At 72.5% G+C, this 18,635-nt stretch carries 17 protein-coding genes; 8 read left to right on the forward strand and 9 right to left on the reverse strand.

Going from position 1 to position 18,635, the window contains the following annotated elements; genetic code table 11:
* Positions 1-116 precede the first annotated feature (116 nt).
* The 4 genes from J5Y04_RS21760 to J5Y04_RS21775 all read left to right on the forward strand — a co-directional run bounded on the left by J5Y04_RS21760 (position 117) and on the right by J5Y04_RS21775 (position 3,847).
* A complete protein-coding gene (locus J5Y04_RS21760) occupies positions 117-983 on the forward strand; it encodes a helix-turn-helix transcriptional regulator (RefSeq protein WP_256463534.1) in 867 nt (288 codons plus the stop codon).
* Positions 976-1,179, forward strand: coding sequence for a DUF397 domain-containing protein (locus J5Y04_RS21765; protein WP_209413748.1), 204 nt, complete (start codon positions 976-978; stop codon positions 1,177-1,179). The genes J5Y04_RS21760 and J5Y04_RS21765 overlap by 8 nt, the downstream gene beginning before the upstream one ends.
* A gap of 267 nt (positions 1,180-1,446) precedes the next feature.
* Positions 1,447-2,691 (forward strand): IS4 family transposase, encoded by a 1,245-nt coding sequence (locus J5Y04_RS21770; RefSeq protein ID WP_245205167.1) that lies wholly within the window; start codon positions 1,447-1,449, stop codon positions 2,689-2,691.
* Between the two features lie 352 nt (positions 2,692-3,043).
* The gene (locus J5Y04_RS21775; protein ID WP_209413750.1) at positions 3,044-3,847 is read left to right on the forward strand and encodes an alpha/beta fold hydrolase; all 804 of its coding nucleotides are present in this window, start codon (positions 3,044-3,046) and stop codon (positions 3,845-3,847) included.
* Positions 3,848-4,291: 444 nt separating this feature from the next.
* On the opposite strand, the gene J5Y04_RS21780 is transcribed toward J5Y04_RS21775, so the two are convergent.
* Positions 4,292-5,074: a hypothetical protein gene (locus J5Y04_RS21780; protein WP_209413751.1), complete on the reverse strand. Its 783-nt coding sequence runs from the start codon at positions 5,072-5,074 to the stop codon at positions 4,292-4,294.
* A 564-nt stretch (positions 5,075-5,638) separates the two neighbouring features.
* On the opposite strand from J5Y04_RS21780, the gene J5Y04_RS21785 reads away from it, so the two are divergent.
* The gene (locus J5Y04_RS21785) at positions 5,639-6,634 is read left to right on the forward strand and encodes a helix-turn-helix domain-containing protein (protein WP_307853232.1); all 996 of its coding nucleotides are present in this window, start codon (positions 5,639-5,641) and stop codon (positions 6,632-6,634) included.
* 235 nt (positions 6,635-6,869) lie between these two features.
* Here J5Y04_RS21785 and J5Y04_RS21790 read toward each other — a convergent pair whose 3' ends face one another.
* From J5Y04_RS21790 to J5Y04_RS21800, 3 genes are all read right to left on the reverse strand, one after another.
* A complete protein-coding gene (locus J5Y04_RS21790; RefSeq protein WP_209413752.1) occupies positions 6,870-7,436 on the reverse strand; it encodes a hypothetical protein in 567 nt (188 codons plus the stop codon).
* 50 nt (positions 7,437-7,486) lie between these two features.
* Positions 7,487-7,912: a hypothetical protein gene (locus J5Y04_RS21795; RefSeq protein ID WP_307853233.1), complete on the reverse strand. Its 426-nt coding sequence runs from the start codon at positions 7,910-7,912 to the stop codon at positions 7,487-7,489.
* Between the two features lie 102 nt (positions 7,913-8,014).
* A complete protein-coding gene (locus J5Y04_RS21800; RefSeq protein ID WP_209413753.1) occupies positions 8,015-9,235 on the reverse strand; it encodes a glycosyltransferase in 1,221 nt (406 codons plus the stop codon).
* Positions 9,236-9,699: 464 nt separating this feature from the next.
* On the opposite strand from J5Y04_RS21800, the gene J5Y04_RS21805 reads away from it, so the two are divergent.
* Positions 9,700-10,125, forward strand: coding sequence for a hypothetical protein (locus J5Y04_RS21805; RefSeq protein ID WP_209413754.1), 426 nt, complete (start codon positions 9,700-9,702; stop codon positions 10,123-10,125).
* Positions 10,126-10,267: 142 nt separating this feature from the next.
* Positions 10,268-11,311 (forward strand): alpha/beta hydrolase, encoded by a 1,044-nt coding sequence (locus J5Y04_RS21810; protein WP_209413755.1) that lies wholly within the window; start codon positions 10,268-10,270, stop codon positions 11,309-11,311.
* 54 nt (positions 11,312-11,365) lie between these two features.
* On the opposite strand, the gene J5Y04_RS21815 is transcribed toward J5Y04_RS21810, so the two are convergent.
* The gene (locus tag J5Y04_RS21815; protein ID WP_209413756.1) at positions 11,366-11,758 is read right to left on the reverse strand and encodes a VOC family protein; all 393 of its coding nucleotides are present in this window, start codon (positions 11,756-11,758) and stop codon (positions 11,366-11,368) included.
* A gap of 102 nt (positions 11,759-11,860) precedes the next feature.
* On the reverse strand, positions 11,861-12,757 hold the full coding sequence (locus tag J5Y04_RS21820) for an immunity 49 family protein (RefSeq protein ID WP_209413757.1): 897 nt from the start codon (positions 12,755-12,757) through the stop codon (positions 11,861-11,863).
* A gap of 169 nt (positions 12,758-12,926) precedes the next feature.
* Here J5Y04_RS21820 and J5Y04_RS21825 point away from each other — a divergent pair, with 169 nt between their 5' ends.
* Positions 12,927-13,751, forward strand: a complete 825-nt coding sequence (locus J5Y04_RS21825) for an SDR family NAD(P)-dependent oxidoreductase (protein WP_209413758.1) — start codon at positions 12,927-12,929, stop codon at positions 13,749-13,751.
* A 56-nt stretch (positions 13,752-13,807) separates the two neighbouring features.
* Here J5Y04_RS21825 and J5Y04_RS21830 read toward each other — a convergent pair whose 3' ends face one another.
* From J5Y04_RS21830 to J5Y04_RS21840, 3 genes are all read right to left on the reverse strand, one after another.
* The gene (locus tag J5Y04_RS21830; protein WP_209413759.1) at positions 13,808-15,367 is read right to left on the reverse strand and encodes a protein kinase; all 1,560 of its coding nucleotides are present in this window, start codon (positions 15,365-15,367) and stop codon (positions 13,808-13,810) included.
* A 12-nt stretch (positions 15,368-15,379) separates the two neighbouring features.
* A complete protein-coding gene (locus tag J5Y04_RS21835) occupies positions 15,380-17,641 on the reverse strand; it encodes a bifunctional polysaccharide deacetylase/glycosyltransferase family 2 protein (RefSeq protein ID WP_307853234.1) in 2,262 nt (753 codons plus the stop codon).
* 188 nt (positions 17,642-17,829) lie between these two features.
* Entirely contained in the window at positions 17,830-18,444 is a 615-nt protein-coding gene (locus tag J5Y04_RS21840; RefSeq protein ID WP_209413760.1) for a hypothetical protein, read from the reverse strand.
* Positions 18,445-18,635: the final 191 nt, after the last annotated feature.

Consider the following 18,635-nt stretch of genomic DNA (forward strand, 5'->3'; position numbering starts at 1 on the left):
ATCCAAATTTCCATCCTTCTGGGATTTTCCCTCTACCGTGGTAACCCCGCCCCAGATGGACCAGCCCGCGCCCAGGGCGGCAGACTTGGGCCTGGTCCTTGTTCTGGAAGGAAGCCATGCCTCCACGCAGCACCCCAACACTTCGCCAGCGCAGGCTTGGTGCTGAGCTCCGGCGGATGCGAGAGCAGGCCGGCTTCGGCGGCACGCAGCTCGGCCGCATTGTCGGGATGAACCCGGCCCAGGTGACTCAGATGGAGTCAGCGAGGATTGGCATCAGCGTGGAGCGCCTGCGGACGATCGCAGCAGCGTGCATGTGCGTCAACCACCAGCTGATCGATGCTCTCGCCGACATCATCACGGAACGAGGCAGGACCGGCTGGTGGGAGGCCTACCGTGACACCCTGTCGGCGGACTTCCTCGAAGTCGCAGAGCTTGAGGGCCACGCGCGAAGGCTCTCGACCTACACGATCACGTTCGTCCCCGGCCTGCTTCAGACCGGCGCGTACGCCTCCGCGGTCTTCTCACAGGCCTACCCGCCTCTGCCCCGACACGAGGTCGACCTCAGAACGGCCTTTCGCATCCAGCGGCAACGCACCGTCCGATCCGGAGCAACGCCGTACTGCGCCTTCATCCATGAAGCAGCACTGCGGATGCAGTTCAGCGGCCCTCAAGTTCGTGCCGAGCAACTCGATGCTCTCATCGAGGACTCCGAGAGTTCTGGCATCTCAATTCGCGTCCTGCCGTTCGACATCGCCGGCCTGCCGAGTCCCATCGAGAACTTCACCTACGCCGAAGGTCCGATTCCCGACTTGGACACGGTGCAGACGGACACAGGTTTCGGCTGCCAGCTCCTCGACGCTCCAGCCCATGTTGCGAGGTTCCGAGCAATCCTCGCTCAGATGGAGTCAACGGCCCTCTCCGAAGAGGAGTCCCGCGACTTCCTCCGATCCGTAAAGAAAGAAATGGAAAGCAAACATGCCTAGCTCCGGGTGGCAGAAGTCCAGCTACTCCGCGGCACACGACGACTGCGTCGAGGTTCGCGCTGTCGCCGGGCTCGTCGACCTCCGCGAGTCCGACGACGCCAACGTCGTCGTCCGCACCACCCCCACCAAGTTCGCCGCACTCCTCCAAGGCATCAAGGCCGGCGAGTTCGACCACCACGCCACCCCCACCACATGACCGAACGGCTCCTCGCTCAACCAGAGCGAGGAGCCGACCGTCCGTACCCGCCACCACATCCGGCGGTGATCTGGTGCACCGAGACCTTCTCCGCAGGTCGGCGGACCTTCGCAACTGTCAGGCAAGCAGCCAATGTCCGGTCTCCACGGAGTTCGACCAGTCTCACCGAGGATTCATTGCGGTGCGGCGGGCTGGCCCCAATGCCACGAAGTTGATCAGGGGACGTGCTGCTCGTTGCGGCGTCAGTCGCGCGACTAGGGTTGCGGCATGGTTCAGGGGTGGGTTGATTCTGGCAGGCCTGTCGCGCGGCCGGACCAGGCGTCATTGGAGGCCTTGGTCGCGGCGGTGCCGCGGTTCGCAGTCGACGAGGCCGTCGAGGTATGCGGAGTGGCCGAGCAACACTGGGGCAAGAAGCTCCTTCCCCACGTGACCGCCTATCTGACGATGGCGCTGTGCCTGTACTCCGACGACGAGGTCGAGGAGGTCGCACAGAAGGTCACCGGGTCGCTGTCGCAGTTCGGGGCGTGGGACGCCGCTTGGGAACCACCGACATCGTCGGAGATCATGCAGGCGCGCAAGCGGCTGGGCCGGGACGTACTGCGGGAGACGTTCTACCGGGCGGCCGAGCCGGTTGCCACCCGTGAGACCAGGGGCGCGTGGCTTCGCGGATCGCGGCTGATGGCCATCGACGGGTTCGGACTCGACGTCCCCGGCTCGGCCGAGAACGCCGCCGAATTCGGCTACGCCGGCAACGGCCGGTCCCGCTCCGCCTTTCCCAAGGCCCGGGTTGTGGCCGTCGTCGAGTGCGGATCGCACGCCTTCATCGACGCCGAGGTCGGGCCGTGGAACCGGAGCGAGAAGGCGATGGCGGCCGCGCTGCTGACCTCGATCTCAACCGACTGGCTGCTGCTGGCCGATCGAGGCTTCTACAGCTTCGCCGCGTTCAGCGCCGCCAACCAGACCGGGGCGGGATTGTGCTGGCGGGCACCGACGCAGCTGTCCCTGCCGATCCTGAAGGTCTTGCCGGACGGTACGTACCTGTCGGCTCTGGTCAATCCCCGCCTGCGCGGGCGGCAACGGGAGGAAATGCTGCAGGTGGCGAAATCCGGTGCGAAGCCGGATCCGGCCGGAGCCCACGTCGTCCGCGTCATCGAATACGACGTCCCCGACCGTGACGGCGGTGAACTGGTGCGCCTGATCACGAACGTCAGGGATCCGGAGGACGCGACGGCGGTCGAACTGGCGGCCACCTACCACCGGAGACGGGAAGCGGAGGCCGCGAACGGCCGACTGAAGACCGTCCTGCGCGGTCCGGGGAAGGTGCTGCGATCCAAGAGTCCGGACCTGGCCCACCAGGAGATCTGGGCCTACCTGCTGGTCCAGTACGCGATCAACTCCCTGATCTGCCAGGCCGCGACCGGGGCCGACATCGACCCCGACCGGATCAGCCTCCCCGGGACCCTCAACATCGTCCGCCGCACCGCCACCGGGGCGGCTGCCTTTCCCTCCTGAACCATGGGAAGAGGTCAAGACGGATGTCCTCGTCACCCTTGCGACACGCCGCAACCGCAAACCAGCGCGCCACCACCGCCCCTGTCCGCGCGTCGTCAGGCGTGCCCGCCACAACTCCTGCCGAGTGAAGAGGCCTTCGGACACAGGCACCCGCCACCCGGGTCACCCCGCCTGAAGTTGGTCTCACTCAGGACAGCCCCAGCCATCACACCAAGCTCGACTTGAGCTTCGTGGCGCCGGGGCAGGCCTGGGTCGAGGAGGGAGTGACACAGACGTCTTGCACGTACGTCTTGCACAAGCGTGCAATTGCCCGTACGGTTATCCCCATCAACCACACCAGGGGGATTCCGCCATGAACGACACCACCGTGAACACCGCCACCGCCGTCCGCGCCGAACTGTCCATCGACGGGCGCCGGCTGTCCTACCTCGACTTCGGGGGCACCGGCCGGCCGCTGGTGGCCCTGCACGGGCACCTGTCCGAGGGCGCCACCTTCGCGCGGCTCGCCGAGGCGCTGGGCCCCGAGTGGCGGCTGATCGCCCCGGACCAGCGCGGCCAGGGCGAGTCCGACCGGACCGCCGACTACTCGCGGGAGGGCTACCTCGCCGACCTCGAAGCCCTCCTGGACCACCTGCAGCTGGACCGGGTCGTACTCCTCGGCCACTCCCTCGGCGCCGTCAACGCCTACCAGTTCGCCGCCCGCCACCCCGGGCGCGTCAGCGCGCTCGTCAACGCCGAGGGGCCCGCCGCACTCGGCCTGGACGGGTCGAACCCCTTCGGCTTCCTGCTGAACCTGCCCTACGACGCACCCACCCGCGACGCACTGGTCGCCGGACTCGGTCCCGCCGCGCCCTACTTCTCCGACCGGCTGCGGGAGAACGCCGACGGCACCTGGCGGCTGCCCTTTCACCCCCGGGAGATGTACGAGTCCGAGGACCAGGTGCACGGCGACCACTGGGCCGACTGGACGGCCACCACCTGCCCGGCCCTCCTGGTCCACGGCACCAAGGGCGTCATCCCGGCCGAGCAGGTCCGCGCCATGGTCGAGCGCCGTCCCGGCACCACCTCGGCCGAACTGGACGCCGACCACCTCGTCTACACCACTGCCCCCGACGCCTTCGCCACCGCCGTCCGCGAGTTCCTCGCGACGATCTAGCCGACGGTGGCTGTGTGCACACGGTGGCACCGGGAGAACCCGGCCCCCGCCGCAGACGTGGCCCAGGCCGTCGAGCACGGCCGCCCGTGAGCCGACGTCCCAGACGTGCCGAACTCGCCTGACGAACGATCGGATACCTGTAAGCCAAGTCGGTGTCAGCCCACTCGGCTTACATGCGTGACAGCTTCCGGGGTACCCCGTATAGCCGCTGACCAGCCTGCGGCGCGGCCTCACCGGACGTCCCACGCCGGCAATCGGCAACAACGGTTCCAGCGCAGCCCACTGATCATCGGACAGATCCCCATGTCCATCCGCCGGCCTGGCAGCAAGCCGGACGACCCTCCACCACAGACCCCTCGACCATCCCCCTCTCTCAAGCGCGGGATGGCCGAACCCCTGGAGCACGCGCCCCAGGGGTTCGCCGTCTGCGTAGGTGGCTCAGCGCTACTGGGCGGCCTTCACCTTGTCGAACTGCTTCTTCACCAGCGCCTGGTCCGGCTGCGTCACGGATGCCGTCGCCACGTTGCTGAGGTTGATCACAGCGTCCCCGCTCCGAACGAAGACGTAGGAGTACTCGGCCGTCGTCTGACCGGTGTAGGACAGCTTGAAGGCCAGGGTCGCGTCGCCGAGCGTCGGGTAGCTCAGCTTCGACGTGGATACCACGAGCTTCTCGTTGTCGTTCCCGGGGACGGTGCTGGGGATGCTGGAGCACGACCCGAGCGCGGCCGCGGCGGACGACATGGCCTTGTCGGCCTGGCCGGCACCGAACTGGTAGAGCTGGACCATGACCCCGACGTTGGAACCCGTCTTGAAGGAGGCCTGCACGGCCGCGGCCGGCTTCGTCGCGGCGTTCGTCGCGTCCATCAGATCGAACACGGGCTGACAGGCGGCCTTGTCCGCGACCGTCTTGCTGTCACCGCCGGCCGGGCCGCTGTCCGACTTGGTGGTCCCCGGCACGTCCGCCTTGGTCAGCAGGGCCTTGAGGAGATCATCGGACGACAGGGCCTTTGCCGGACCGGGCTTGCCCGTCGGTGCGGCCGAGGTGGCCGGTCCGGCCGTGCCCGTCGCGGCGGCCGTGGCGGTCGGCACGGGCGTCCCCGCCGGCGCCGGCGTGGTGGTCGCGGCGCTCGGGTCGGAGTTGTCGGGGCCGCACTGGGCAGCCATGGACCCGAGGAGAGCGATCGGCAGAACCGCCGACATGACGAAGCGCTTGTGCGAAGCACGCATGGTGAAATGTCCCCCTTGATTTGGATCATGGTGCGACTGCCATGCCGGAGCCAGGTCGTGGTTACTCGCCGAGGCCCCCGCCGCAGTCATCAGCAGCGATCCCCGGATGAGGGATTCGGGCCATTCCGTGGGGCGGATTCCACCCACGGACGGACCACCGCGCTGAGGCGTGACAAGCTATCGCAAATCTCCGGCGAACGACTACACATGATCATCCGACGGCTCGGAGTCCATCTCCTTCGGAGAGTCCGCGGCCCGGATGCCCACCCCGCGACCGGCCCGGCCCGTCGTGACCAGGCCCGCCACGCCGTCGAGTGCGGCATCGACCCGCTGAACCAGCACCGGGCGGTGGCCACGCCCGACCGAGCGAGGGGCCGCGGGCCGCGGGGCCACGGCCGGCCAGGGCGGCCTGCGGCGATCCCGTCCACCGTGATCGCCGGACGGTCCCGCGCACCCCGGCCCGCCGGCGTCGACCTGTGCGGGCCGGCTCACCGCCGTACGGCTCCGCGTCCGGTGGCATGATGTGCGGGAAACGTCCAGGTCAACGGGGTGAGGACGGCGGTCGTGGAGATACCGGGGACGGAGCGGGGCGGTGCGGCCACGCATTACACGACCCGGGGACTGCCCGCGTCGCGGCGGCGGGCGTACTGGCGCGAGGCGCTCTCGCGCACCTTCGGTGCCGTGGACATGAAGGTCGGCGACGAGGTCGAGCACGGCGCGATCCGGACCTCGCTGCTCGGCCCGCTCCAGGCGGTCACGGTGGAAGGCGACCCGCACCGGGCGGAGCGGACCAGGCGCCTCGTCGCCGGCAGCGACAACGACGAGTACGTCGTCGTCAAACTCCTCAGCCACGGCACGGTCCGCGTCGAGCAGGACACCCGCGAGACCTGCCTGGGTGCGGGCACGCTGTTCATGTACGACATGGCGCGCCCGGTCCGGCTGACCGTGCCGGAGCGGTTCCGCACCAAGTCCCTGGTCCTGCCCCGCCGGGCGTTGGGCCTGAGCGAGTCCGACTTCCGGCGGATCACCGCGGTGCCGCTCGGTGCGGATACGCCGCTCGGCCGTCTGGTGCCACCGCTGGTGTCCCACCTCGTCGACTCGGCGGCCACCTACCAGCCGCACACGGGAGGGTCGGTCGCGGCCCGCGCGACGAGCCTGATCCAGACGCTCGTCGAGGAGCAGCTCGGCTTCGACCTGCAGGACACTCCCGACGCCGCCCGGATGACGCTGCTGCGGATCCAGGCCCACATCGGCGAACACCTGACGGACCGGGACCTCACCCCCGAGGCGATCGCCCGCCACCACCACATGTCCGTGCGCTACCTGCACAAGCTCTTCGAGCTCGAAGGCGTCACCGTCCGCCGCTGGATCCAGCGACGCCGGTTGGAGGAGTGCCGCCGCGCGCTGGGCGGCCGGGAGGCCCGGAGCAGGAGCATCGCGGCCGTGGCCCACCACTGGGGCTTCGCCAACGCCGCGCACTTCAGCCGTTCGTTCAGGGACGCCTACGGTGTCTCCCCGCGCGAGTGGCGGGACGCGGCCAGCCGTCTGCCGCAGCCATGACCGGAGGCCGGCACCGCGGGTGCGGTGCCGGCCCCTCGGGCGCGGTGCGACGGGGTGTCAGAGCATCGACCGCGAGGCCCACAAGCAGCGCAACACCGTCGAACGCTGCGTCAACCGGCTGAAGAACTGGCGCGGCCCGGCCACTCGCTACGAGACGACCGCCACCGTCCACCAGGCCGGACTCCACATCGCCGGCATCCTCATCCGGTCCGCCCGCCGATCCGAAAGAAGGGACCTAGCTCTGCGCCAACACGACGAGGCCGACGACGACCGCGATGAGGAGCGTGACGACGATTCCGACCACCGTCGGCGTCAGCCGGTCCCGGAACTGCTTCCGCGGCTGTACTCGGCCGGCCGGATCGGTGCTCAGCTCCCACCAGTTGACGATCCGATGGAACTGCTCGTCGAAGTCGGGAGACGGGTAGGTGTCGCTGTGCATGAGCCCCGGCAGTGAGCGGCGCCGCCCGCTTGCCAGGAACATCCGGACCGCGCGCGACGTCTCATTCCCGGTGCTTTCGCGCACGTCGATCCACCGGATCTCCCTCCACGGGTAGGTGCGGCCGCGCCCGATGCCCCAGCAGATGGTTATTCCCTCGGCCCCGACCGTGGTCCAACTCCGGAACGTCAGAAGGAACCCGGCGCCGCCGAGCACTACGGTGACGGCGATCAGGCACCAGGTCGGCGCCGGGCCGAGCTTGTAGGCGGCAGCGGTCCCTTCGATGACAAACAGGAAGGCCACGGCCGCAATGTGCGGCCCGGACGGACGATACCGGTCTTTCCCCCGGAAGCTCAGTTCGTTCACTCAGCGCACACTACGCCTCGGGAGACAGCGACTTGAGGCCACCCCGGACCTCACTCCGGGTCCTCCGATCCGCAAGTGCCGTGAGCACCGGCCGAACGCAGCGACCTGCCCAGACTCCCGGTGAGGACGCGCGGATGACGCCGCCACCACCACATGTCCGGGTGGGGCATTCCGTGGAACGGTTCGAGGGCCAGGCCGTCGTCGGCGATCGTCGCCGCCCGGAACCGGTCGTCCCACGCCCTGATCCGCGGTGTCCAGAGCTGGACGAGGTGGTCGTGCAGCAGCAGCCACGCCTGGTGGAGCCAGTTCCGGCAGTAGAGGTCGTTGGTGTACTCGTCGACGTCGTCGTCGTAGCCGCGTTCGACCGTCTCGACCAGCCACGCCCAGGCGTCCACCTGCTCCGCGACGGTGAACGCCGTCCGCCAGCCGCGCCGGTGGAGCAGCTCGCCCACCTCGGGCTCGTCGTAAGTGCCCACAGGGGCGAGGCTCTCACGACGAAGCCGAGGGGACCAGCGGATATCGTCCCCGGCGCGGCTCCCTGCCGCCCCGGCTGAGGGGGCGGCTCCCTGCCGCCCCCCTCAGCCGACCGCGTCGAGCAGCAGCTTCGCCGCGGCCGCCGCGCCGTCGGTGCGGATCGTGCCGGCCACGGCGGCCGCCCGGTCACGGACCTCGGGGGCCAGCGCCGTCTTCAGCGCGGCCGAGAGGGACTCGGTGGTCGGCGTCGGGCCGTCGTGGGCCGCGCCGATGCCCAGGTCGGCCACCCGGCCCGCCCAGTACGGCTGGTCGGCCATCTGGGGCACCACCACCTGGGGCACGCCGGCCCGGGCGGCCGTCGTCGTCGTTCCCGCACCGCCGTGGTGCACGACGGCGGCGACCCGGCCGAACAGGGCTTGCTGGTTGACCTCGCCGACGACGAAGCAGTCGTCCCGGTCGTCGGTCAGGGCCAGTCCGGCCCAGCCGCTCCCGAGGAGCACGCGGCGGCCCTGCGCGCGCACCGCCCCGACGACCGCCTTGGCGACGTCCTCCGAATCGCGCACCGGCATGCTGCCGAAGCCCACGTAGACCGGTGCGTCGCCGGCCTCCAGGAACGTCTCCAGCCCGGCCGGGAGCGGGCGTTCGTCCTCCCGGATCCACGCGCCGGTCTGCACCACGTCGAGCTCCGCCGGCTCCAGCCACGGGCCCAGCACCGCGTCCGCCGCCAGCAACGGCTGCCCCGTGAAGACGTGATCGCGGACGTTCTCCACCGGGGGCAGGCCGATCGACGCGCGGTGGGTGTTGACCGCGCCGCCGAACAGCTCGTCCATGTCCTTCGCGTTCAGCTCCCACAGCACCCGGTTGTCGGTCACGTCCGCCGGGAGCGGCTTCGTCCACGCGAGCGGCGGGTGGTGCGGCGACGGCAGGTAACTCGGGAAGTAGGAGACGAACTTGTAGGGGACGCCCAGCTTCTCGGCCACCGACCGCGCGGCGGCCGCGGCCGGGAGCAGGCCCGTCGCCAGCACCACGTCGACGCCCTCGGCCACCGAGGAGGCCGCGTCGTACGTCATGGCGACCATCCGGGCCGCGCGCTCCGGCATGCTCGCCGGCGGCGCCGGCTTCGCCCCGGTCACCGCGCCCTTCGCCATCTCGCGCACCGACGGGCCGATCGGCGCCAGCGGGAGGCCGAAGCCGTCCAACAGCTCCGCGAAGTCCGGCGGCGCGCACACCTGCACCTCGGCGCCGAGCGCCTGCAACTGCACCGCGAGGCCGACCATCGGCTCGATGTCCCCGCGCGACCCGTACGCCACCAGCAAAACACGCATTCAGCAACTCCGACTTTCCTTGGTTTTCGGCCTCGGTCGGAGATTCTGCGGCACCGTGGGGGCCTTGCCGCAAGGCCCCCCGTGCGCTATATGTTGAGAGTGGAAAGGCGTGGGTACGCCGCCTTCTGACTCATCGTCCGCTGTGAACGGACTCCCCTTCTCGGTGCGGCGGCGCCGATGCTGCGGCGCGGATGCTGCGGCGCCGATGCGGCGGCGCGGATGCTGCGGCGCCGATGCGGCGGCGCGCCGAACGTTGCCGTCGCAGCCGGTTCTCTGCGATCGGCACGCCGCGGGGGCCCTCCCCTCACCACGACTGTTCTCCACCCACTGGTGCGCGTTCCCCCGGGGTCGTCGGCGGCAGGAGGAGTGGGTCTGGCCCCACCCCGCCCGTGTGGCTGGACCCGTACCGGGCCGACCGGGTGCTCCGTAGCGTCGACGGCACAACGACACGGAGGAGGACGACCATGGCCACGACCGCTCCGGCCCACCTCGGCGACCCGCGCACCCAGGAGGCCTTCGGCACGGTGAGGAAGTGCATCACGCTCTTCGGCGCCGTCAGCGCCATCGTCCTCGGGGTGGTCGCCGTGATGGCCTGCACCGGCCACGAGGTGACCGCGTTCCTGTGGATCCGGGGGGCCGTCCTGCTCGCGATCGCCCCGCTGGTCCACCGGATGGCCGTCCGGGCCTCGGAGGGCTCCTTCAAGGCCTTCGACCGCGTGCGCACCCTCTCCACCGTCATGCCGATCGCCATCGTCGGCGTCGACCTGATTCCCGGCCTCTGCCCGGCCTGGTACGCCGTGCTCCAGGGCCTGTCCGCCCTGGCCATGGCCGGCGTCGCCGTCCTCACCCGCGGCCCCGTGCTGTGCGCCGCCTTCCCCACGACGAAGTGAGGCTCCGGGAACCTGCCCGCCACCCGGCCACCCCTCGCGCAGGTAGTCGGCCGGGCCGACTTCCTGCGCAGGCGAGGGCGGACCGAACCCGTCGGGCACAGCCATGGTCGGCCGGTCGCGGTGCGCGGCATGATGGACTGTCATGAGTATCAGCGACATACCGGCGGAGTCCGGCTCTGTCCCGGCGGCCTGCGTGGCGCCGCCCTTCGACCCCGAACTGGCCGCGATCCTCGCGGCGTCGGGCGGCGCGGCCGGGGAGCCGCTCACCCCCGGGAACCTCGCGGCCCGGCAGGCGCAGGACGCCGCCGACCGGCCCCGGCCGACGGTTTCCGAGCTCCGGGACGGCGGCCGCTTCGAGGTGGAGGAGCTGCGGGTGCCGGGGGCGGCGGGCGATCCGGACGTGACGCTCGTGAGTGCGCGCCCGGCCGGGATCGGCGGGCCGCTGCCGCTGCTGTACTACCTGCACGGCGGCGGCATGGTCGTGGGCAACGCGTGGTCCGTGCTTCCGCTGCTCCAGGACATCGCCCTCACCCTGGAGTTGGCGGTCGTCTCGGTCGAGTACCGGCTGGCGCCGCAGACGCGGTACCCCGGGCCGCTGGAGGACTGCTACGCCGGCCTCGTCTGGGTGTCCGCGCACGCGGCCGAACTCGGCATCGACGCGGACCGCATCGTCATCGGCGGCAAGAGCGCCGGCGGCGGACTCGCCGCGGCCCTGGCGCTGCTCACCCGTGACCGGGGCGGGCCCGCACCGATCGGGCAGTTGCTCCTCTACCCGATGCTCGACGACCGCAACGGCACCTTCTCCAGCCACCAGATGGCCGGCGTCGACACCTGGGACCGCATCTCCAACGCCACCTGTTGGCAGGCTCTGCTGGGCGACCGGTACGGCGCCGCCGACCTGCCGCCCTACGCGGCCCCCGCCCGCGCCACGGACCTGTCCGGGCTGCCCCCGGCCTACATCGAGGTCGGGTCGGCCGAGACCTTCCGGGACGAGGACGTGGCGTACGCCGACGCGATCTGGCGGGCCGGCGGCCAGGCCGAGCTGCACGTGTGGCCCGGCGCCTTCCACGGCTTCGACTCCTTCGCGCCGCAGGCGGCGATCAGCCGGGACGCCCGTGACGCCCGTTCCCGCTGGCTCCGGCGCATCCTCACCGGGCCCGCGGCAGGCGGCGGGTCAGCCTCCTGAAGGACGGCCGGCCACGGGACGGCGCGCGTCGTCCCGTGGCCGGCCGCCGCCGCGTCAGCCCTGGTTGCGCTGGCGGAGCTCGATCCGGTTGCCGTCGGGGTCGAGCGCCGTGATGCGGACGCCGTAGGGATAGTGCACCGGCGCGGGCTCGACGAACCGGACACCGCGCGCCTGGAGCACCTTGAACTCCGCCTCCAGGTCGTCGGATTCGAGGAAGACCGAACCCACGACGACCGCCCCCTCGTCCTCGACCACCGGGCTCCGGCCCGAGCCGCCGGACCACAGGATGATCTCGACCGCGTCGTCGCCCGCCGCGACCGTCAGGAAGCGGCCGTCGGGGCCCGGGTAGTCGATGCGCTTGTTCAGCCCGAGGCCCTCCGTGTAGAAGGACAGGGCCCGGTCCTGGTCGGTCACGTAGACGGCCACGTACATCAGGTTCTTCAACATCCGCGTCTTCCTCGCTCATCGGTACGGCTGGTCGAAGCACCGACGGACCGGAGCGGGGAGATGTGACGGCGGACGGCCGGCGATTTCCGCCCGCGGCGGCCGTCAGGGCCGCAGGAGCCCCTCCGGGAGGTAGCCGGAGCGCAGGCCCGGCTGCCAGCCGCACGCCTGGACGGCGACGGCCGCCAGCGCGATCACGCCGACCGGCAGCAGGCTGCGCGGCTCCGGGTCGGGGCCCGCCTCCTCGCGGTGCCGGCGGAGGCGGTCGGCCAGGGCCTGTTCGAAGGCCGGCCGGTCGTCGTCGAGGAGGACGCGCAGCAGCCGCTGGTCGGGGGTGAGCGCACCGGCCGCGTCCAGCCGCCGGGCCGCCTCCGCGCGCGCGTCAGCGTCCGGCCGGACCAGGGGTTCGGACGCGATCCGCGACCGGGGCCAGGTGTCCGCCAGGTCGGGCAGGTACGCGCAGAGGGCGTCCATCTCGGCGAGGTCGGCCGCTGCGGAGACCGACTCCAGGCGCGAGTACGGCACCCCGTCACGGATCGCGGGCGCGTAGTCCTCCTTGAGCAGCGGGCCGACCAGCCGCGCCGGCTCCCGGAGCAGGCCGGTGATCACGGCCATCGCGAACGCGTCCACCCAGGTCCGTGCGGTGGGCGCCTCGTCCACGGCGTCCCCGAAGGCGAAGTCCTCGCTGGAGAGCCTCTGGTCGACGAGCGGGAGGACGACCTCGAAGTCGCCCTCGGGGAAGGCCCCGAGGCTCAGCACCCCGAGGCTGCACTCCGCCGCGGTCCGCAGGGCCAGCCGCGCGGGGGCGGCGTCGAGCGCCGGGTCCTCCAGGGTGCACGCGGCGGCGTGGTCGAGGAGTTCCGCGCCCGTCTCCCGCATCCGCTTCAGGGACAGGCTGTCGTAGCGCATCCCGTGCCAGCGGCCGAAGGCCCGGCCCCTGATGTCCTCCAGAGCCGCGGCGATGCGCTCCTCGCCCACCTGGTGACGCGTCACTTCCTGCACGTCCGTTCCCCTCCCGTGATCGTCAAAGCCGGTCCCGACGCTAACAGCCCGGCCGAACGAGACGAATCGTCTCGTCTTGACGGCCGCCCCCGAGAGGTCCATAGTGGAGCGCACGAGACGAACCGTCTCGTTCAGTCAGTCAGTAGGCAGAGACCGAGAGGCCATCGCGATGACCCGAAACACCAACGACCGCGTCTGGTTCGTCACCGGCGCGTCCAGCGGCCTCGGCCTCGCCTTCACCCGCGCCGCGCTCGCCGCGGGCGACCGGGTCGTGGCCACCGCCCGCCGCACCGCACTCCTCGACCCGACCGTCGCCGAGCACCCCGGCCGGATCGTCGTCCTCCCCCTCGACGTCACCGACCGCGAAGCCGTCGCGGCCACCGTCGACAAGGCGGCCGCCGCCTTCGGCCGCATCGACGTCGTCGTCAACAACGCCGGCCTCATGACCAGCGGCACCGTCGAGGAGTTCACCGAGGAGGACGCCCGGGCCCAGCTCGAAACCAACTTCTTCGGGGCGCTCTGGGTCACCCAGACCGTCCTCCCCCACCTGCGCGCCCGGCGCAGCGGCCACATCATCCAGATCTCCAGCGTCGGCGGCATCATCGGCTTCGCCACCACCGGGCTGTACAGCGCGAGCAAGTGGGCACTGGAGGGCATGACCGAGGCGCTCGCGCAGGAGGTCGCGCCGTTCGGCATCAAGGTCACCATCGTCGAGCCCGGCGGCTACACCACCGACCTCTACACCGCCATGCGCGTCCAGCCCCGCCACGAGGCGTACGAGCCGCTGCACACCGCCCTCGCCGAGATGTGGGGCGACGCCGAGGACGCCGACCCGGCCGACGCCGCCAAGGCCGTCCTCGCCCTCGTCGAGAGCGAGCAGCCGCCCCTGCGGCTCGTCCTCGGCAGCGCCATGTACGACGTCGCCCAGCAGTCCGCCGACCAGCGCAAGGCCGACTGGGCCTCCTGGGAGACCACCAGCCGGGCCGCCGGCTGAGACCCGGCCACCGACCGGCTCCGGCTACAGCAGCGGTCAGCGGTCGGGGCGGCCGCTCAGTCGTTCTGGTTGCGGTCGGCCGTGGCGTTGAGGGAGGCGATCAGGACGCTGAGGCGGGTGTTCCAGTTCGCGGCCGTCGGGGCGTCGATGGCGTGCTTCTTCGCCATGTCCCGGACGGTCTTCTGGGCGTTCTTCAACTCCTGCGCCGCGTCGTCCGGCTGGCCCTCGTTGAGGCGGGCGGAGGCGTCGTCGAGGGTGTGCAGCAGGTCGACCTGACGGTCGCGCTCCTTGGTGACCTGGGCCTGGGCGACGGACTGCCGCAGGGCGTTCAGCTGGACGGCCACGGCCTGGCCGTGCGGCGGGACCGGACTGGCCGACGGCGTGGGGATCGCGGCCGGGCCGGTGGGCGCGGGGGTGGTCGCGGTGGGGGTGGGTGCCGGGGCCGCCGGGGTGGTCTGGGCGGGCTTGGCGACGGAGGGCGCGGCGGGGGCGGCGGACGGGGTGGCCGGGTCGTCGAAGGCGGTGAGCGCCAGCATCGCGGCGCCCGCGACCCCCACCAGCCCGAGCGCGCCGAGGACCAGCGGCTTGCGGCGGCTCTCCCGGACGGGCTCGTCGAAAGCCTGCGGGTCGTAGCCGGGCGCGTCGTAGCCGGGCGGCGCGGACGGGACGGGCGCCATCACCGAGGTGGCGGGCGAGGCGTGGAGGTGCGCCGCCTGGACCGGCACGGGCGGCAGGACCTGGGTGGCCTGGCCGGCCGGGGCGACGCCGAGGAGCTCGCCCGTCGGGTCGCCGACCACCAGCCCCGGTATGCAGGAGAGCAGCTCGGCCCGCGCCGCCGCCGCGTCCGCCGGCCGGTCGGCCGGGTTCTTGGCGAGCAGCCGCAGCACCACCGCGTCCAGCGCGGCCGGCACCCCGGCCCGTCTCGCCGACGGCGGCAGCGGCTGCTCGCCGACGTGCTTGTACGCGATCGCCACCGGCGACTCGGCGGTGAACGGGGTGGCGCCGGTGAGCATCTCGGTCAGCACGCAGCCGACCGCGTACAGGTCGGTGCGCCCGTCCAGCTCGGACGCCGTGGCCTGCTCCGGCGAGAGGTACGCCGCCGTGCCGAGCACCGAGGCGGTCTGGGTGAGGTTGCTGGAGGAGCCGGCCCGGGCGATGCCGAAGTCGACGACCTTCACCCCGCCGTCGTCCGTGATCATGATGTTGCCGGGCTTGATGTCGCGGTGCACCAGGCCCGCGCCGTGCGCGACGGCCAGCGCCTCGCACACGGCCGCCGCGATGCCGACCGCCCGCTCCACCGGCAGGCCCGGCTGCTGGGCGAGCAGGGCCGCCAGCGAGCGCCCGTTCACCAACTCCATGACGATGTACGGCGACCCCTGGTCCACACCGGAGTCGAAGACCATGACGATCCTCGGGTGCACCAGCATCGCGGCGTGCTGCGCCTCACGGCTGAACCGCTCGGCGAAGCGCGGGTCGTCGGCGAGGCCCCCGTTGAGGACCTTGACGGCCACCTGGCGGCCCAGCACGCGGTCCACGCCCCGCCAGACGGTGGCCATGCCGCCGACGCCGAGCATCTCGACGAGTTCGTAACGCCCGTTAAGCGCCCGACCGATCACTTGGAGCTCCCCTCACGTGCCCTGCCCGGGGTCCCGGACCGCCTCGTGCACCTGTGCACGATAGCCGCCGACCCCCACCGGTTCCGGACGAACGTCCGCCGGGCCGTCCTGGAGCGGCACCGGCAGGCTGCCGTACCGCTGCATCCGCTGCCAGCGCAGCCGGGACCCGGCCAGCGCGGTGAACACCGACTGGATCACCACCAGGTACATCAGCTGCCGGTACACGAACTGCTGCAGGGGCAGGCTCCACAGCGGGCCGAGCCGCTCGCCGTCCAGCCGGAACGCGTAGACGCCCATCAGCAGCTGGAGCAGCAGGAACGCCAGCCAGAGACCGACGATCCGCACCGGGTCGAGGAAGGCCAGCCCGTAGAGCGCGAAGACGTCCACCACCGGGGCGAGCAGCGGCAGCAGCACCTGGAACAGCAGCAGGTACCCGAGGCCGCGCCGGCCCAGCTTGCCCGCCTGCCCGCCCTGGCGCAGCGCGCCGCGGTGCTTCCACATCGCCTGGAGGGTGCCGTAGCACCAGCGGTAGCGCTGCCGCCACAGGGCCGGGAGCGAGGCCGGCGCCTCCGTCCAGGCCTTCGCGCGTTCCTCGTACACGACCCGCCAGCCGTCCCGGCAGAGGGCCATCGTGAGGTCGGTGTCCTCGGCGAGGGTCTCGTCGCCGACGCCGCCGGCCGCGAGCACGGCCGAACGGCGGAAGGCGCCGACCGCGCCCGGGACGGTGGGCATGCACTCGCCCAGGTCGAAGAGCCGGCGGTCCAGGTTGAAGCCGACCACGTACTCGATGTGCTGCCAGCGGCCGAGCAGCCCGCCCCGGTTGACCACCTTGGCGTTGCCGGAGACGGCGCCCACCGCCGGGTCGGCGAAGGGCTGCACGAGCATCCGGACGGCGTCCGGCTCGAAGACGGTGTCGCCGTCGACCATCACCAGCAGCTCGGCGCGGGCGGCGGCGATGCCGGCGTTGAGGGCGGCCGGCTTGCCCGCGTTGGCCTGCCGGATCACCCGCAGGTAGGGCAGGTTCAGCGACTCCACCAGGTCGGCGGTGCCGTCGGTGGAACCGTCGTCCACCACGATGACCTCGACCGGGTGGTCGGAGGCGAGCAGCGAACGGACGGCGGCCTCGATGCCGGCCGACTCGTTGTACGCGGGCACGATCACGCTGACCGGCTCGGTGACCGGCGGGCCCCACGCCCAGCGCCGGCGCAGCTTCCGGTGCCGGCGGGCGGCGGCCAGGACGACGACCGCGCGCACCACGCTGACCGCGCCCGCCGCGTAGAGCAGCCAGCCCAGCACGGTCAGCGTCAGGTCGCCGGTCCGCAGCACCTGGACCAGGGCGAGGCCCTGCCAGTGCTCGGTCCCGGTGGCCGGACGGACCGGGTCGGGCAGGCCGACCGCCTCGCTGACGGTGGTGAAGCGGAAGCCGATCCCCTTCATCTGGGGCAGCAGGCCGTCCAGTGCGGCGACGGTCTGCATGCGGTCGCCGCCCGCGTCGTGCATCAGCACGATCTGGCCCTGCCGGTTGCCTGGCTCGCCGATGACCGTGTTCACGATGGACTCGATGCCCGGACGGCGCCAGTCCTCGCTGTCCCGGGTGGTGAGCACGGTGAGGTAGCCCTCGCGGCCGGCCTGCTGGACGGCGGACCAGGCCGGGTCGTCCAGGGCGTCGGCGGTGGACGAGTAGGGCGGGCGCAGCAGCGAGGTGGTCACCCCGGCCGCTCCGGCCAGGGTCAGCTGGGTCTCGCGCAGCTCCAGCGAGCGGCGCCACGCGGGCTGGGTGCCGAGGTCGGTGTGGGTGAAGGTGTGCACGCCGAGCTGGTGGCCCTCGGCGACGATCCGGCGGACCAGGTCGGGGTGGGCGGCGGCCTGGGTGCCGACCACGAAGAAGGTGGCGTGCACGCCGTTGCGGCGCAGGGTGTCCAGGACCTCCGGGGTCCAGCGCGGGTCCGGGCCGTCGTCGAAGGTGAGCGCGACCGTGCCGGGCTTCGGGCCCGCGCTGCGGGGCTGCGGGCCGGCCGCGTCGATCACCGGGCCGCCGTCGCGGACCGCCTCGGGGACGGTCGCCGAGCCGGCCGGGCGGGCGTCCTGGTCCGGGCGGTGGTCGAAGAGGTGCTGGGTGTAGCCCTGGATCAGCAGGGTGGCGGCGAGGGTGAGCAGCAGGGCGGTCAGCAGCAGCCAGTGGGTGCGCAGCGGGCCCTGGCGGACGACGCCACGGCGGCCGCGGCGGGCGCGCGGGGCCGGGCGGGCGGTTCTTCGGCGGCGGGAGGTGCTCACGGGGGCGCTTTCGGGAGGGCCGGGCGCGGGGGCGGGGCCCGGGACGGCGGGTGGCACGGGGACGGCGGGTAGCACGGGGACGGCGGGTGGCACGGGCGTCGATCCGGCGCGGCGGGTCCGGCCGGGGCGGGTCCGGCCGAGGCGTCGGGGTCAGGGCGTTAGGGCGTCGGGGCGTCAGGGCGTCGGGGTCAGGGCGTCGGGGTGGCCTTGCCGGGCTTGCCGCCCCCGTTGCCGGAGTTGCCGGGTGCGTCGGTCGGGCGGCCGTGGCCGGGGGTGGGGGTCGCATTGGACCCGCCGTTGCCGTTCCCGTTGCCGTTCCCGCCGGGGTTGGCCGACGGGGTGGCCGGCGGAGCGGACGGTCCGGCCGAGGGGGCCGACGCGGGCGCGGACGGCCGCGGGGTGGCCGACGCCGGGGCACCGGCGCGGTGGTCGGCCGCCGTCGGCCGCGCCGTCCCGGGCTGCACGCTGTCCGGCCCGGGCGAGCCGGTGATCGTCGGCCCCGCGGTGGGCTCCGGGTCGGCCGGTGCGGGCGCGGCGGCGCTCGGCCCGGGCGGCAGCGGCAGGAACGGCGCGCTGACGGTCGGGCCGCCGAGCACGGTGCTGGCCAGCAGCGCCAGGTAGCCGGCGGCCGGCACGGCGAGCAGCAGGCCGAGCCTGCGTACCCGCCGCTGGCGGCGGCCGGAGGAGTCCACGAACACCGGGGGGACGGTGGCGTCGGCGGCCTCTTCGGAAGAAAAGGCGGCCGGGGAACCGGGCAGCGGATCCCCGGCCGCCGGCTCGTGGTCGTACCAGGTGACGGTCACGGTCGGGTCCAGGTCTGGTCTGGTCGTGCGGGGTGCGGCCCGCCCGACTGCGGGCGGGCGGGCCGCACGGACCCGGTCCCGGCCGGTCCGGTGGCGCGTCCGGGGTGCGCCTGCCGGTCCGGCCGGGGCCGGCCGGGCGGACGGTGGGCACGGGGGAGCCGACCGGCCACCCGGAGTCTGCGGGTGGTGCT

The sequence above is a fragment of the Kitasatospora sp. RG8 genome (assembly GCF_017813315.1).
In the GTDB taxonomy this organism is placed as follows: domain Bacteria; phylum Actinomycetota; class Actinomycetes; order Streptomycetales; family Streptomycetaceae; genus Kitasatospora.

Bases quoted from the DNA above. Each gene is read 5' to 3' on its own strand.
- J5Y04_RS21800 (WP_209413753.1), bottom strand. From the start codon at position 9,235: ATGCGTGTTTTGCTGGTGGCGTACGGGTCGCGCGGGGACATCGAGCCG.
- J5Y04_RS21805 (WP_209413754.1), top strand. From the start codon at position 9,700: ATGGCCACGACCGCTCCGGCCCACCTCGGCGACCCGCGCACCCAGGAG.
- J5Y04_RS21765 (WP_209413748.1), top strand. From the start codon at position 976: ATGCCTAGCTCCGGGTGGCAGAAGTCCAGCTACTCCGCGGCACACGAC.
- J5Y04_RS21770 (WP_245205167.1), top strand. From the start codon at position 1,447: ATGGTTCAGGGGTGGGTTGATTCTGGCAGGCCTGTCGCGCGGCCGGAC.
- J5Y04_RS21825 (WP_209413758.1), top strand. From the start codon at position 12,927: ATGACCCGAAACACCAACGACCGCGTCTGGTTCGTCACCGGCGCGTCC.
- J5Y04_RS21775 (WP_209413750.1), top strand. From the start codon at position 3,044: ATGAACGACACCACCGTGAACACCGCCACCGCCGTCCGCGCCGAACTG.
- J5Y04_RS21760 (WP_256463534.1), top strand. From the start codon at position 117: ATGCCTCCACGCAGCACCCCAACACTTCGCCAGCGCAGGCTTGGTGCT.
- J5Y04_RS21810 (WP_209413755.1), top strand. From the start codon at position 10,268: ATGAGTATCAGCGACATACCGGCGGAGTCCGGCTCTGTCCCGGCGGCC.
- J5Y04_RS21780 (WP_209413751.1), bottom strand. From the start codon at position 5,074: ATGCGTGCTTCGCACAAGCGCTTCGTCATGTCGGCGGTTCTGCCGATC.
- J5Y04_RS21815 (WP_209413756.1), bottom strand. From the start codon at position 11,758: ATGTTGAAGAACCTGATGTACGTGGCCGTCTACGTGACCGACCAGGAC.